Source organism: Arsukibacterium sp., assembly GCF_041616895.1.
In the GTDB taxonomy this organism is placed as follows: Bacteria; Pseudomonadota; Gammaproteobacteria; order Enterobacterales; family Alteromonadaceae; genus Alishewanella.
The window spans coordinates 74,157-88,097 of record NZ_JBFJPY010000001.1; the positions used below are offsets into that span (position 1 = coordinate 74,157).

The following is a 13,941-nucleotide window of genomic DNA, read 5'->3' on the forward strand; positions in this document are numbered from 1 at the left end:
AGGGTCCTTCTATTGTCTTGCCGGCACAATGCAATTTATTCTTTTTTCAACATCTGACGCAGTCGTTCCAGATGGGCCTGGCCGGTTTGTTGCCGTTGCTGTTCGGTTTTGACCGGAGCAGCCTGCTGCCACTCCAGATCGTCTTGCGGTAATTCGTGCAAAAAGCGGCTTGGTTCAGGTCGTATTACTTCACCATATTGGCGACGCTCTTTAGCATAGGTGAAAATTAATTCGCGTTGAGCGCGGGTAACGCCCACGTAAGCCAGCCGTCTCTCTTCTTCCACATTATCTTCATCAATACTGCTCTGATGCGGTAACAAACCTTCTTCCATGCCCACCATAAACACATAAGGAAACTCCAGGCCCTTAGAAGCATGCAGGGTAAGCAACTGCACCTGATCAGCATTATCTTCCTGTTGCTGGCGCTCCATCATATCGCGCAGGGTGAGACGGGTGACCACTTCTGGCAGGGTCATGGCTTCGTGTTCGTCATCACCTTCCAGCATGGTGCTGATCCAGCGATACAGCTCATTAACGTTTTTCAGCGCCATCTCTGCCGCTTTAGGGCTATTGCTGGTTTCGAACAGCCAGGCTTCATAGTGGCTTTGCCGGATTAAATCACGCACCGCCTCAGCTGGATCCGCGCGTTTCGCGTTATCAGCCACCTGATTAATCCAGTTAGCAAACTGCTGCACCGCTTGCTGCGCCCTGGCCGACAAGTGCATGGATAATTCCATATCGCAGCAGGCGGCGAATAAGCTGATATGCTTCTCGTTGGCCAGATTGCCAACCTGCTGCAATGTGGCGGCACCAATTTCTCGTCGTGGTACATTGATAATCCGCAGCAGGGCGTTATCATCATCCTGGTTAACCAACAGCCGCAGGTAGGCCATGACATCTTTAATTTCGCTGCGGGCAAAAAACGAGGTACCACCGGAAATTTTATAAGGAATTCGATTGGTCATCAGCGCCTTTTCAAACACCCTTGCCTGATGGTTGCCCCGGTACAGCAGGGCATAATCACGATATTCGCTGCGGTTAATAAAGCGGTGCGAAATAATTTCCGCCACCACTTTCTCTGCTTCATCTTCTTCATGCTTGCAGGGCAGTACCCTTAATGGCACGCCGTAACTATTTTGGCTAAACAGTTTTTTCTCAAATTCATGCGGGTTATTGGCAATCAGAATATTGGCTGCTTTTAAAATTCGCTCGGCCGAGCGGTAATTCTGCTCCAGCTTAATTACTTTTAAATTCGGAAAGTCTGTTTTAAGCAGCACCAGATTTTGCGGCCTGGCACCGCGCCAGGAATAAATAGACTGGTCATCATCGCCAACCACGGTAAAGCGCTGGCGCTCACCCACCAGTGCCTTAACCAGTTCGTACTGACTGGTGTTGGTATCCTGATATTCATCGACCAGCAAATATTGAATTTTCTGCTGCCACTTTTGCCGTACTTCCGTATTGTGTTGAAACAGCAGGGTCGGGATCAGAATTAAGTCATCAAAATCCAGTGCGTTGTAAGCTTTCAGCTGGTCGCTATATTGCTGGTAATAATTGGCGAAGTTAATACTCTGCGGATCGCTGGCGTGCTTTATCGCCAGAGCCGGCAGGGTTAAATCATTTTTCCAGCCGGATATTTTACTTTGCAGTGCTTTTAATAAGTCTTTGTCGCCCTGAAATTCATTGGCGGTCAGCTCTTTTAACAACGCCATACTGTCCTGATCGTCAAACAGGCTGAAGCTAGCTTTATAGCCTATATGCCGATATTCCTTTTTAATGATCTCAAGGCCTAAGGTATGAAAAGTAGAGATAGTCAGGCCACGGGTCGCAGTTTTGGGCAATTGCGCCTGAATGCGCTCGCGCATCTCCCGCGCTGCTTTATTGGTAAAGGTTACCGCCGCAATATGGCGGGCAGGCAATTGACATTGCTGAATTAAGTAGGCAATTTTATTAATAATAACCCGGGTTTTACCACTGCCGGCGCCAGCCAGCACCAGGCAGGGCCCGGCAATAAATGTAACAGCGGCGTTTTGTTGCGAATTTAACTGCATAACCTGTACCTTACCAGCGGGCAGGCATTGTAACCAAAATTAGCAGTAAATAGCATTCGCGTTCTGGATTTATCTCCGTAGAATAGCGTTATTACTGCGCTAAACCGGCTAACTGGAGACCATTATGATTGATCCGAAAAAAATTGAAGATATCGCTAAACAAATAGGCAATGCCTTGCCGCCACAAATAAAGCAGTTTGCCGACGATACTGAGGCCAAAGTAAAGCAGGTATTGCAACAAAAACTGGCTAATCTGGATTTTGTCAGTCGGGAAGAGTTTGATGTGCAGCGCCAGGTACTATTGCGCACCCGGGAAAAGGTGGAACAACTGGAACAGCAGGTAGCGGCCTTACTGGCCCAAAATGTGACTGCCGATCCACAAACAGATTTACCTACGGCCGATCAGCAGTAAAATTCCTGTACAGGGCGATAGCGGCTGACGCGCTCGCCCGGTGACTCTGGATGGCGCCTGACTGGCTATTATGGCAAATTAAACAACAGTGCTTCGCTAGGCTTAGCCGCGTGTAACAGCAACGCGCTTTCAGCGCTGATCATTAATCCATCACCCGGTCGCACAATCTGGTCAGCCACCTTTAGCTCGCCGCTGATCAGCTGCAAAAAGCATTTTCTGCCGGCCATCGGGTAGTTAAGTTGATCGTTAGTATTCAGGCTTAACCTTAGCAGCTGGGCCTGTTGTTTTAGTACTAAACTGCCGTCACGACCATCGGCTGAGGCAATCAGGGTTAAGCCGGTTTTTTCGGCAAAATGCTTTTGCTGATAACCGGGCGCACCGCCTTGTCGGTCAGGCATTATCCAAATTTGCAAAAAGCGCAGGTGTTCACTCTGGCTGGCATTGAATTCCGAGTGGTACACGCCGCTACCGGCACTCATTAACTGAAATTCGCCGGCCGGCAGTACTTTTTCATTACCAGCGGAGTCTTTATGAACAATGGCACCTTGCAACACCAGAGTAATAATTTCCATATCGCGGTGGCCGTGGGTATCAAAACCTGCACCGGGGGCTACCCAGTCATCGTTAATGACTCGCAGGGCTGAGAAGCCCATATGCGCCGGGTCGTAATAGCTGCCAAAGGAAAAACTGTGGCGGCTTTTCAGCCAGCCAAAACTCGCTTTGCCACGTTCTTCAGCTTTGCGTAGGGTAATCATCAGGCACTCCTAACTTTGTTAAACAGATATTAGTTTTGGCGTATTGGCAGGATAGCTGGAATACTGACTCTACCGGCTTCAAGGATCACATCCCTGTGCCCCTTCAGCCTGCGCAGCATCCCTGCTGCTGTTTCGTCAGCACACCAGCTACCCTGCTTGCAGGTTTGGCTTGTAGTTCGGGCTAGTTAGCTAATTAGTTTACGGGCCAGTAAGTTATCAACCGACAATTTGCCTGCGCCACTAAACAGCAGCGAAACACTGGCTGCTAACAGCGCCAAACCAAATTCATAACCGTTATTCGCCATAAACAGGCCATTTTCAAAATGTACCGCAAAAATAGCCACCAGCATGGCTACCGACAAGGCTGCTGCGGCCGGCCGGGTTAACAGGCCAATCACCAGAGCAAGACCGCCGAAAAACTCGGCCGCGCCGGCTAACAATGCCATCAGCATGCCCGGGCTTAAGCCAATACTGTCCATCCAGCCGGCAGTGCCTTGCAGGCCATAACCACCAAACCAGCCAAACAGTTTTTGAGCGCCGTGTGCGGCAAAAATAATACCGACTGGAATGCGCAGTGCCAGCGCTGACCAGCCAGCATGGGTAGTAGTAAGCTTTGCAATTAATGTCTTCATCATATCACCTTTCAAATTATTTAATGGTTAGTAAAAGCCGGATTGTTTATTCGACCACAAGCAACCTGTCGATATGCTAAAGATAGTCCTGTTATCCTGAATTAAAAAGCGGAGCATTTTGCATTATTGGTTCAAATATTTTGAATAATGACATAAGCTAGGAGTTGGTAATCGGTATAGGTTAAGCAGAATATGCAGCAACTGATTAATTTAGATGCGCTGCGGGCGCTCGATGCAATTGATCGCAAAGGCAGTTTTGCGGCAGCGGCCGAGGCACTGTACAAGGTGCCCTCGGCGCTCAGTTACACCATGGCACAGCTGGAACAAAACCTCGGGGTCAGTTTATTTGACCGCACGAAACAAAAGGCCCGCTTAACCCCGGCCGGCCAGTTATTGCTGCAACAGGGCCGCGAGTTGCTCAAAGCCGCCGACCAATTGCAAAAAGCCGTGCAGCAACTGGATAGTGGCTGGGAAACGGAGCTTACTCTGGCACTCGACAGCGTCGTGCCAGTGGAACCAGTATTTGCCTTAATCAGCCAGTTTTTGCAGCTGGGCAAGTTAACCCGGGTGGCCCTGCGTCAGGAGGTAATGGCCGGAGGCTGGGAGGCACTTCACACTGGACGGGCCGATATTGCGATAGGCGTGCCGGCTAGCCAGCATAGCGGGGCCTATCAGTTACAGCTGCTGGGGGAGGTCGAGTTTGTCTTTGCGATAGCGCCACACCACCCGCTGGCTGAACGTGACAAAGTGATTACACTGGCTGACGTGCAACAGGAAACTGCCATTATCGTTGCTGACTCGGCTATCGACAGCCAAAAGCTGTCCAGTGGCTTGTTCGATACCAGACAAAAAGTGGTGGTGGCTAATCTGGCTCAAAAAATTAGCGCTCAGCAGCAGGGCTTGGGTGTTGGCTTTTTACCCCGACATCTGGTGCAACAGCAGTTAGCATGTGGTGAGCTGATTGCCAAGCAGCACAGTATTCCGCGCGACAGCGCAAAGCTCTATCTGGCCTGGCATAAACAACAACAGGGCAACGCACTAAGCTGGTTTTGCCAGCAGTTATGCAGTTACCCATGGCCGCAGGTTTTCAGCGCTAATTAATCCTTATTGTGTCGTTCTGGTTGTGCCGAAGCTGGCGCAGCGTCTTTGGTTTCAGTGATATCTGTAATGGTGGGTTCAGTGCGGGGCATGCTGTCTGCCGGTGCAGGATATGCCGGTTTATGGTCTTCGACCCACCCGTCATCCTGGCGCGGGTCCAGTTGGGCAAGGGATGCGCCAGAGGCTGCGGGTACCGCGACAAACACGCTTAACTGCTCATTGGCAATACGCTCTGCGGTTAAGGCATAACCACCCAGTAACAGTGCTGCTACGGCCAGCACACTAAAAAACAACCCGCCAGATATGCCTAATACAGCACCGAGCAGCAACGGTGCCAAAAAAGAGCCTATGCCATAGGCAAACAATAAGCTGCGGCTAACTTCTACCAGATCTTTACCATGGTCTAATCTATCGTTGGCCCGGGCCACACTCAGCGGATAAATACTAAATAAACTGGTTCCAAGTAAAAAACCCAGCAAATAGAATAACCAGGTTTGCGTTGCCAACAGCGCCAGTAACAGGCAAATTGCCGCACTAAATAAACCGGCCCAGGCCAGTAATTTACGCCGGCCATAGCGATCAGACAGGGTACCGACCGGCCACTGCGCCAGCAAGCCTCCTAAAATTGAAATGGCCATAAAAGTGGCCACTACCGATTGCTGGCCATAGGTATTTAGCACAAACACCGGCACCATGGTGTAAAAGCCACCAACAAAAAAACCACCAATAACACTGCCTACCAGTGCCAGCGGTGCAATATGTAATACCCGGGGTAAACTGTAACGCTCAAATGGTGGCAGCACAGGCTGACTGATCCGGGTAATGGCCACTAAAAACAGCGATGCCAGCACCAGCACGGACCCCAGCACAAATACCACATGCGACGCGACATCCAGACTTAAAATCAGCTGACCAATGGCCGTCGCCATAAAAAACACCACTGTATACACCGCCAATACCCGGCCGCGGTCTGCCGAGCTGCTTTTTTCGTTCAGCCAGCTTTCCAGCACAATTAATAAGGCATAAAACGCAAAGCCGGACAGCAGACGTAAACCCGCCCATAGCCAGGGATCGTAATGCAAGGTATGGCCTAAAAAGGCCATGACCATCAGTGCCGAAAAGGCTGAAAAACTGCGGGCATGTCCTACGGTAACAATTAGCTTCTGGCTAAATACCGCTGCCAGCAAGGCGCCCAGAAAAAAGGCCGAGTTAATGATACCGATAGCCATTTCTGACAGGCCTGCTTGCTTTAAATACAAGCCGATATAGGTCATCAGCATGCCGTAGCCAGTAGCCAGAAAGGCTATCGAAATAAATAACGACGAAATGGGTAACAGCGCCTGCTTTAAAAACACAGCTTTCTCACTTTCATTAAAACAATAGCTTAACCATAGTGCCTGATAATCGGTCAGGCAAGCAGAGATATCCTGCTCTGTGCTGACGCTGATTAATGCTCACTGTCATCAAAAATTTGTTCAATCGCCAAACCAAAGATCCTGGCGGCACGAAACGCCAGCGGTAAACTGGGATCAAATTTGCCATTTTCTATCGCATTAATGGTTTGGCGCGACACATCAAGTGCTTTTGCCAGGTCAGACTGGGTCCAGTTGCGTTCTGCCCGCAACACTTTTAGCCGGTTCTTCATTGGTATTTCCGAAAATTAAGTACCAAACTGACAAAATATGAAATGCCCATAACAAATAAAATGTTAGAAGGGCTCGGTGTCGACTCGAGTAAACGGGCGGGTTCCAATAAGCCATAAATAGCCCCAAATACCACACTAACCCCAAGCGATATCGCCATCGCGTTTAAGTGCAATTGGCGTTGCAGCTCATCTAAGCCATCCAGGTATTTTTTATTAGTGATAATCATCCGATAACCAAAAAACAAGTTAACGACAATAATGCTCAGGCTAACAATGACGTTAAAGTCCCAGATTAGCTTAGGTCCAAAAGCCAGCAGCGCTAGAGACAATAACCATCCCAATGTCCAGATAAATAGTGATTTTTTAGACGCTTTATAGCGCTGCGCCAACGTAGTGGATGTCGTGTCGTTCATAATGATACCTCGTAAATGTTGCTTGACTTTAAGTAAAGTGTGTTTGACATTTGCAGGTTAGAGTAATATTGCTGACGTGTCAAGCTTGCTTATCATTTTGTAAGGTTTTATAGATGTTGCGGTTCTGGGTTTTAAATAGTCGCCTACACTTTTCTTACCCCAACGCCAATTCAGCCGCACTTTGGGCGTGAATACTGGTGGTATCAAATAAGGGCGCCTGTGAGTCTTGCTGCGATACCAGTAGGGATATTTCAGTGCAGCCTAGAATAATGGCTTCGGCACCTTGTGCCACCAGTTCGGTAATGATTTGCCGATATTGTTCTTTCGATTCTGCTAAAACCTTTCCTAAACACAGCTCATTATAAATTATCTGGTGCACCTGCTGGCGCGCTGCTTCATTGGGCACAAGTACGTTCAGGCCGTGCTGCTCTTTTAGCTGGGCCGTGTAAAAAGGCTGTTCCATGGTGAATTTGGTGCCTAGCAGACCAACCGTTTTATAACCTGCAGCATTAACCGCCAAGGCGGTGGCATCGGCAATATGCAGTAGCGGCAGGGTTGTCGCATTCTCAATAGCAGTTGCCACTTTGTGCATGGTATTGGTACACAGCACAATAAAGTCGGCACCGGCAGCTTCAAGGCGTGTTGCGGCATCAGCCAGCAACTTGCCGGCAGCGTGCCAGTCGCCAGCGCGTTGCATGCGCTCAATTTCTGCAAAATTAACGCTGTATAAGACAATTTTGGCCGAGTGCAGCCCACCAAGTTGCTGTTTAACGGTTTCATTAATGATGCGGTAGTAAGGAATGGTCGACTCCCAACTCATGCCACCGATTAAGCCAATTGTTTTCATACGTTGTACTCAAAAAGCAAAAAACCAGCATGCAGCTGGCTTTTAAATAACTCAAAAATAAAACTTTTTAACGTGGCCAGTTTTTACTTACCACCCGGCCGGGCAATTTTCAGTATTTCGGTTAAGCCAGCTACCGCACCGCCGATATTAGCCAGTTCTGCTGGAACTATCATGGTGTTGTTGGTTTTGGCCAGGTTACCGAATTCTTTTACATATTGCTCGGCTACCCGCAGGCTCACTGCTTCTTGTCCACCAGGGTGGTTAATCGCTTCAGCAATCTGGCGGATACCCTCAGCTGTGGCAATAGCGATCAGCTCGATTTCGCGGGCGCGACCTTCGGCTTCGTTGATCTGACGCATCTTGTCACCTTCTGACAGGTTAATCACTTCCTGCTTCTGGCCTTCAGATACGTTGATCATGGCTTGACGTTCACCTTCCGATTTGGCGATAGCCGCCCGACGTTCCCGCTCGGCGCGCATTTGCTGTTCTAAGGCATCTTTAATACTTAGTGGCAGTTCAATGTCAGAAATTTCATAGCGCAGCACTTTAATGCCCCACGGCGATGCCGCTTCGTCCAGTGCTTTAACCACTTCTTCATTAATTTTTGCCCGCTCTTCAAAGGTTTTATCTAAGTCAGTCTGGCCGATCACTGAACGCATGGTGGTTTGCGCTAATTGTGATGCGGCATAGCGATAATCGTTAATGCCGTAACTGGCTTTATGTGGGTCGACTACCTGCAAATACAGCACGCCGTTAATGCCTACCTGAATGTTATCTTTGGTAACACAGGTCTGGCGCTCTACGTCTATAACTTCTTCTTTTAAACTGTGGGTATAGGCCACTTTGTCGATGAACGGAATAAGAATATGAAAGCCAGAGTCGAGCGTGCGGGAGTATTTACCAAGGCGTTCAATTACAAAGTTAGATTTTTGTGGTACTACCCGGGCAGATTTAACAATGGTAATGACTACCGCTATTGCAAAGCCCAGCGTTAGTACGGTTTGAATATCAAATTCTTCCATTTTCCGTATTTCCTTTTAAATGACTAAATATCAAACCGGCTGTTGCGCCGATACAATTAAATGAATGCCTTCATTAGCAATAACCCAGGCAACTTCGCCGGCTTTCAGGTGCTCGTTAGAGCGAGCGTCCCATTGTACACCGTTCAGCACTACCCGGCCGGCTCCCTGCTGAAAATCGGCCAGCACAATAACCCGGTTGCCAATATCATCTTTCAGCCTGCTGGGTTGTTCGCCGCTGTCAGCCGTATAACCGGTAAACCAGCGTTTAAAGTGGCCTCGGGCAAGCAGCAACAGTGCCAGGCTGACCGCTCCGAAAATAAGGTATTGCATGGTGGCAGACTCTATCCAGCCCAGTTGCAGTAAAATGCCGACGACAATAGCCCCGATACCCAGAAATACTGCAACAATGCTGGTTGCCAGCAGTTCTGACAGAATTAATAGCACGCCAACGATGATCCAGATCATTGCGATACTCATAGCTTTATCCTGTAGAAGAAATTCAGCCACAAACAGTACCTGATGTTAGATAAAAGGGTCAATCATTTTAATAGCTTGCTACTGATTTTAGAGAGACTGATTTGTAAAAAACTATGTCTGTTGCCGTTATCAACTTCTGCAATATAAGTTGTGGCTTGCACCCGGCCATGCAGGGGGTTACTTTATGGATATTCGAGGATTAATGAATTAAGGCGATGGCAGAGCGAAAAATATACGAATTACTGGTAAATGAAGAAGACGCCCGGGCCTGTAAGGATATTCCGGACAGTGCCTGTACCAAAGTACCGAAAAACTTTGTGTTGCTGCTGCTAAGCCAGCTATTGCTAAGTCTGGGAGATTTATTAACCAGCCCGAAAACGGTGCTGACCTGGCTGATGAGTGTGGTTGGTGCCCCAGCAGCAATGGTAGCCTGGCTGGTTCCTATTCGTGAATCCGGCTCGATGTTGCCGCAACTGCTGATTGGTGCCTGGGTGCGCCGCTATGCTATTCGTAAAACGTTCTGGATTGCCGGCAGTATAGTACAAGGCAGTTGTGTGCTGGGAATGGCGCTGGCGGTCAGTGCATGGCAGGGCGCAGCCGCTGGTCTGGCAATCATTGGCCTGTTGGTGCTTTTTAGTCTGGGCCGTGGTTTGTGTTCGGTAGCGATGAAAGATGTGAAAGGAAAAACCGTACCCAAGGGACAGCGGGGGCAGCTTACCGGCATTGCCGGCACAGCCTCGGGGGTGCTAACACTGCTGGTATCGCTGTGGTTATTACGCCAGGAGCCCGACAACCTGACGGTATATGTGGTGCTGTTAACCGCGGCAGCGCTGCTGTGGTTTAGTGCAGCGGCATTATTCAGTCAGGTGCAGGAGCAGCCCGGGCAAACCGATGGCGGCAGTAATGCCCTGCAACAGGCATGGCAGAACCTTAGCTTACTCAAAACCGACAGTCATTTTCGCCAGTTTTTATGTTGCCGTGCCTTGTTGCTGGGCTCGGCACTGGTGTCGCCTTTTCTGGTATTACTTGCGCAGCAACAGCATGGCAATGGCCAGACCTTGGCGTGGTTTCTGATTTGCACCAGTCTGGCCAGCGCGCTCAGTGCGGTGTTCTGGGGTAAACTGGCAGATAACAGCAGCCGGCGCGTGATGATTATCGCTGCCGCAATGGCCTTGGTAGGTTGCAGCGTGTTAGCGGCGCTGCAGCTGTTTTTCGACCAACTGGCGTTGTATGTTTATTTACTGGTGTTTTTATTGCTCAGTGTTGGCCACGCGGGAGTACGGGTAGGTCGCAAAACGTATCTGCTGGATATGGCGTCCGGCAACAAACGCACCGACTATGTGTCAGTAAGTAACTCAATAATCGGCGTGTTACTGCTAGTTGTGGGAGGCGTTAGCAGTGCTATCGCCTGGTGGTCTTTACCCGCGGTGTTGTGGTTTTTTGCCGCCAGTTGCCTGGCGGGCTTGTGGTATGCGGTAACGTTGCCAGAGGCATAAAATTGCGTTACAACACTGTTTAACTGATTTTATCTAACTTATGTTATCCCGTTCAGACCATCGCCGCGTTCTTTTGAGCAAACAACTGTTGCTCCAGGCTTTTGCCCTTGCTAAGTGTTTTATACTGCCAACCGTTTGCAACCAGACATTGCAATAACCTGATGTCAAAATCATCTACTGCCTGCGGCTGATAACTAAGCTGATATTCTTGATTACGGTTGGCAGTTACCTCCAGTACACCAGACAGCTGACGCAGTTGCTGACAAACCTCATTACTGTCAACGGTGGTGCTGCCAAGCAATTGCAAGCTGAGGTATGCCGCAGCTTCTGCCGTATTAGCATGATGCTGTTGCAGCTTACCATCTTGCAGATACAGCACTTTGTTGCACAGCCGCTCCAGCTCGAAAATATTATGAGAGCTGATTAAAAAGCTGGCGTGCTGGCTTAAATCGCCGATCAGTTCCCGAATATGCAAGGCATTGGCAGGGTCCAGCCCGGCCGTGGGTTCATCCAGCAAAATAAGTGCTGGTGAGCCAATAAAAGCCTGCGCCATGCACGCGCGCTTACGCATACCATGGCTAAGGGCACCGGCTTTGGTATGATAGTGCGCTGCTAAGTCTACCAGCGCTAATACCCGCTGGGTTTCTGCCCTTGCCTCACTGGCGCCAAGCCCCTGTAACTGGCCATAAAAGCTCAGTTGCTGGCCAATGCTAAACGCCGGATCCAGCTGGGCGTCTTGCGGCAGGGCAGCAACCTGGCCAAATAACGCCTGACTGCCAGCTTGTCCTCCCAGTAGCTGCATCTTACCGCTATCCGCTTTGATGTAGCCGCATAACAGGCTGAATAAGGTGGTTTTTCCAGCGCCGTTCTGGCCAATCAGCGCCACGGTTTCGCCTTTATTTACTTCAAAACTGATTTTGTTCAGTACCTGATGGCGGCCATAACTTTTTGATAAGTCTGTTACCTTGATAATGTTCTTCATTACAGCGCCCTCCGGCTTAAAATTTGCTGGGCAATCACCAGAAATACCGCAGTTTGTGCCAGCGGCAGCGCCGCCAATTGCAAACTTTGCCAACCCTGCGCCGGAATAAGCTGCCATATCTGAGCGCCCGGCATATATTGAAGTAAAAATGCGGTATCTGGCTGATGATAGATAAGCCAGCTAAGTAAGCCAAATATTACCCCCAGGCTAACAATGGCTAAACTTAGTGCCAGCCGTGACGAGCGGGCCCAGGCCGAGAATACGGTCATCAGGGCTGTAAAAGGCATTAACACAATCAGCAGATGACAGCTGATCAGTAAGGCAGCTTCAATAGCCTGCCAGCTGAGGCCGCCTTGTCGCACCGCGCTGATGGCAAGGGTTGCAGCCAGTGACAACAGAATTAGGCACAGCTGTACCAGTAACTGACCGCAGAAACGGCCCAGCACAATCGCAGTGCGGCTGCTACGCAGGCTAATAAAGCGTAAGGTGCCGCGAGCGGCGTCGCTCGATAGCTGATTCGCGGTAAATACCAGGCTTAAAAAGGGCAGTAATATCAGGCTTAGCATCCAGTACAAGGTGAGTTCTGGCGCTGGCCAGTTCAGCAGCTGATTTAAGCCCAACATGCCAAAGGCAGCGGTTAAGGATTTCTGAAAATTAGGTTCCTGCAAAATGTCGCTGGCCGGAGCAATGGCATAACGTAGCAAAAAAAACCAGACTACCGCAGTCGCCGCCAGGGTCATCAAGCCGCGGCGGGTCAGCCAAAGGCGGGATAGCTCGACCTGACTGAATAGCCGGATCTGCCGTAGTAACATTATCATTGGCATAAACACTTCCTTTTATTATTTCTATGTTGTGCTATCCGTGATTTTGCACAAAGAGTGCCATATTTTAAGTTGTTATATATTAGTATCTTAAGTAGTTATGTGAGGCATGAACGTGCTGCTTAGTGTAATAATGGCCAACAAAGTGGTTTTTCTCACCACTTCGTCAGCTATCAGACCGTCAACGGTTTAACCCTGATTAAGGCGCTGATCCAGCAATTGAATAAAGCTTAAAATGCTTTCACTGACCTGAGCATAGAAATCACGGTCGACTTTATCGGCTGTATCCCGCACAGTGTGGTAGTCCTCATGATCAGCCACCCCGAAATAAATAAAGGGTACCTGCTGTTGAAAAAATACGCCATGGTCTGAGCTTAAGGTCCAGTCCTGGGTGTTGCCAGCCCGGTACCAGGGCCGGTCGTGACCCGCAATGATTTTTACCGCACTTTGCTGCTGCAGCTTTTGTAACAGCGGCGTCAGCCAGGGTTGCTGGTAGCTGCCAACGGCAAACAGTAATTGATTAGTATCGCGGCTGAGCATATCCATATTGACGTTAAAAGCCAGCTGCTCTGGTTGCAACAGCTGATGCTCAAACAACGCGACCGCGCCTTGTAAGCCTCCTTCCTCGGCATCCAGTGCCACAAACAATAATGGATGAGCCGTCGGGTGCTGGCTAAAATAACGCGCCAACTCCAATAAGGTGGCAACACCAGAGGCATTGTCATCAGCGCCGGCAAACAGCTTACCATCATGGCTACCCAGATGGTCATAATGCGCCGTCAGTACTATCGGTTTTAAGGCCGGGTTAGTTCCTGGTAATAATCCCAGCACATTTGCAGCATTTTCTGCTGCCGGCACGGTGGCGGTTTTGCCCGCTAACCAGCGGCTGAATACAAAGTGCTCATCTACGCGAAAAGGCTGAAAATAACCATCAGTGCCAGCGCTCTGCAAGCCAATATCGGCAAATTGCTGGGCCAGCCAGTTACGGGCCTCAATGCCGCCGGCAGTGCCAGGTTTGCGTCCCTGACGATCAGGATGGGCCAGCCAGTTTAAATCTGCCAACATCCGCTGTGGGTTTAACCGATTTTGCGGTGCAGCAGGTTTGGCCTCGGCAACTAACTGCGCCAGCCGCTCGCTTTCCTGTTGGGTAAGTTGTTGCTGCCACGCCGGCCAGGCCAGGGTGTATAACAAAATAGCGGCAATCACTAACGCAGCCGCGCCCGCCAGGTAAAGTCTTTTCACAACAGACATTAATATTCCTTACTGCTTTTTAAGTTGCAGACAGCTTAC

At 49.6% G+C, this 13,941-nt stretch carries 15 protein-coding genes; 3 read left to right on the forward strand and 12 right to left on the reverse strand.

Features of this window, described 5'->3' with window-relative positions:
• Window positions 1-35: 35 nt before the first annotated feature.
• Window positions 36-2,051 carry a DNA helicase Rep gene (rep, locus tag ABY802_RS00355; RefSeq protein WP_372624891.1) on the reverse strand — a complete coding sequence of 672 codons (2,016 nt, stop codon included), beginning with the start codon at window positions 2,049-2,051 and terminating at the stop codon, window positions 36-38.
• Between the two features lie 124 nt (window positions 2,052-2,175).
• On the opposite strand from rep, the gene ABY802_RS00360 reads away from it, so the two are divergent.
• A complete protein-coding gene (locus ABY802_RS00360) occupies window positions 2,176-2,463 on the forward strand; it encodes an accessory factor UbiK family protein (RefSeq protein WP_372624893.1) in 288 nt (95 codons plus the stop codon).
• A gap of 68 nt (window positions 2,464-2,531) precedes the next feature.
• On the opposite strand, the gene ABY802_RS00365 is transcribed toward ABY802_RS00360, so the two are convergent.
• Together ABY802_RS00365 and ABY802_RS00370 are read right to left on the reverse strand one after the other, a co-directional pair.
• The gene (locus ABY802_RS00365) at window positions 2,532-3,218 is read right to left on the reverse strand and encodes a pirin family protein (protein WP_372624895.1); all 687 of its coding nucleotides are present in this window, start codon (window positions 3,216-3,218) and stop codon (window positions 2,532-2,534) included.
• A 185-nt stretch (window positions 3,219-3,403) separates the two neighbouring features.
• Window positions 3,404-3,850, reverse strand: coding sequence for a DoxX family protein (locus tag ABY802_RS00370; protein WP_372624970.1), 447 nt, complete (start codon window positions 3,848-3,850; stop codon window positions 3,404-3,406).
• Window positions 3,851-4,042: 192 nt separating this feature from the next.
• Between ABY802_RS00370 and ABY802_RS00375 the strand changes: the two genes are divergently transcribed.
• Window positions 4,043-4,951 (forward strand): LysR family transcriptional regulator, encoded by a 909-nt coding sequence (locus ABY802_RS00375; protein ID WP_372624896.1) that lies wholly within the window; start codon window positions 4,043-4,045, stop codon window positions 4,949-4,951.
• Here the strand turns inward: ABY802_RS00375 and ABY802_RS00380 are convergent.
• From ABY802_RS00380 to ABY802_RS00405, 6 genes are all read right to left on the reverse strand, one after another.
• Complete coding sequence (locus ABY802_RS00380; RefSeq protein ID WP_372624898.1) at window positions 4,948-6,303, reverse strand: MFS transporter; 1,356 nt, start codon at window positions 6,301-6,303, stop codon at window positions 4,948-4,950. The genes ABY802_RS00375 and ABY802_RS00380 overlap by 4 nt on opposite strands.
• A 92-nt stretch (window positions 6,304-6,395) precedes the next feature.
• The gene (locus tag ABY802_RS00385) at window positions 6,396-6,593 is read right to left on the reverse strand and encodes a helix-turn-helix transcriptional regulator (RefSeq protein ID WP_372624900.1); all 198 of its coding nucleotides are present in this window, start codon (window positions 6,591-6,593) and stop codon (window positions 6,396-6,398) included.
• The gene (locus ABY802_RS00390) at window positions 6,590-7,006 is read right to left on the reverse strand and encodes a hypothetical protein (protein WP_372624902.1); all 417 of its coding nucleotides are present in this window, start codon (window positions 7,004-7,006) and stop codon (window positions 6,590-6,592) included. The genes ABY802_RS00385 and ABY802_RS00390 overlap by 4 nt, the downstream gene beginning before the upstream one ends.
• Before the next feature lie 154 nt (window positions 7,007-7,160).
• On the reverse strand, window positions 7,161-7,853 hold the full coding sequence (locus ABY802_RS00395; RefSeq protein ID WP_372624904.1) for an aspartate/glutamate racemase family protein: 693 nt from the start codon (window positions 7,851-7,853) through the stop codon (window positions 7,161-7,163).
• Window positions 7,854-7,936: 83 nt separating this feature from the next.
• Complete coding sequence (locus tag ABY802_RS00400; protein WP_372624906.1) at window positions 7,937-8,875, reverse strand: SPFH domain-containing protein; 939 nt, start codon at window positions 8,873-8,875, stop codon at window positions 7,937-7,939.
• Window positions 8,876-8,905: 30 nt separating this feature from the next.
• Window positions 8,906-9,352, reverse strand: coding sequence for an NfeD family protein (locus tag ABY802_RS00405; RefSeq protein WP_372624908.1), 447 nt, complete (start codon window positions 9,350-9,352; stop codon window positions 8,906-8,908).
• A gap of 215 nt (window positions 9,353-9,567) precedes the next feature.
• On the opposite strand from ABY802_RS00405, the gene ABY802_RS00410 reads away from it, so the two are divergent.
• On the forward strand, window positions 9,568-10,848 hold the full coding sequence (locus ABY802_RS00410) for an MFS transporter (RefSeq protein WP_372624910.1): 1,281 nt from the start codon (window positions 9,568-9,570) through the stop codon (window positions 10,846-10,848).
• A gap of 52 nt (window positions 10,849-10,900) precedes the next feature.
• Here ABY802_RS00410 and ABY802_RS00415 read toward each other — a convergent pair whose 3' ends face one another.
• From ABY802_RS00415 to ABY802_RS00425, 3 genes are all read right to left on the reverse strand, one after another.
• A complete protein-coding gene (locus ABY802_RS00415) occupies window positions 10,901-11,830 on the reverse strand; it encodes an ABC transporter ATP-binding protein (protein WP_372624912.1) in 930 nt (309 codons plus the stop codon).
• Entirely contained in the window at window positions 11,830-12,654 is an 825-nt protein-coding gene (locus ABY802_RS00420; protein WP_372624914.1) for an ABC transporter permease subunit, read from the reverse strand. The genes ABY802_RS00415 and ABY802_RS00420 overlap by 1 nt, the downstream gene beginning before the upstream one ends.
• 186 nt (window positions 12,655-12,840) lie before the next feature.
• Window positions 12,841-13,902, reverse strand: a complete 1,062-nt coding sequence (locus tag ABY802_RS00425) for a M20/M25/M40 family metallo-hydrolase (protein ID WP_372624916.1) — start codon at window positions 13,900-13,902, stop codon at window positions 12,841-12,843.
• Between the last annotated feature and the right edge of the window lie 39 nt (window positions 13,903-13,941).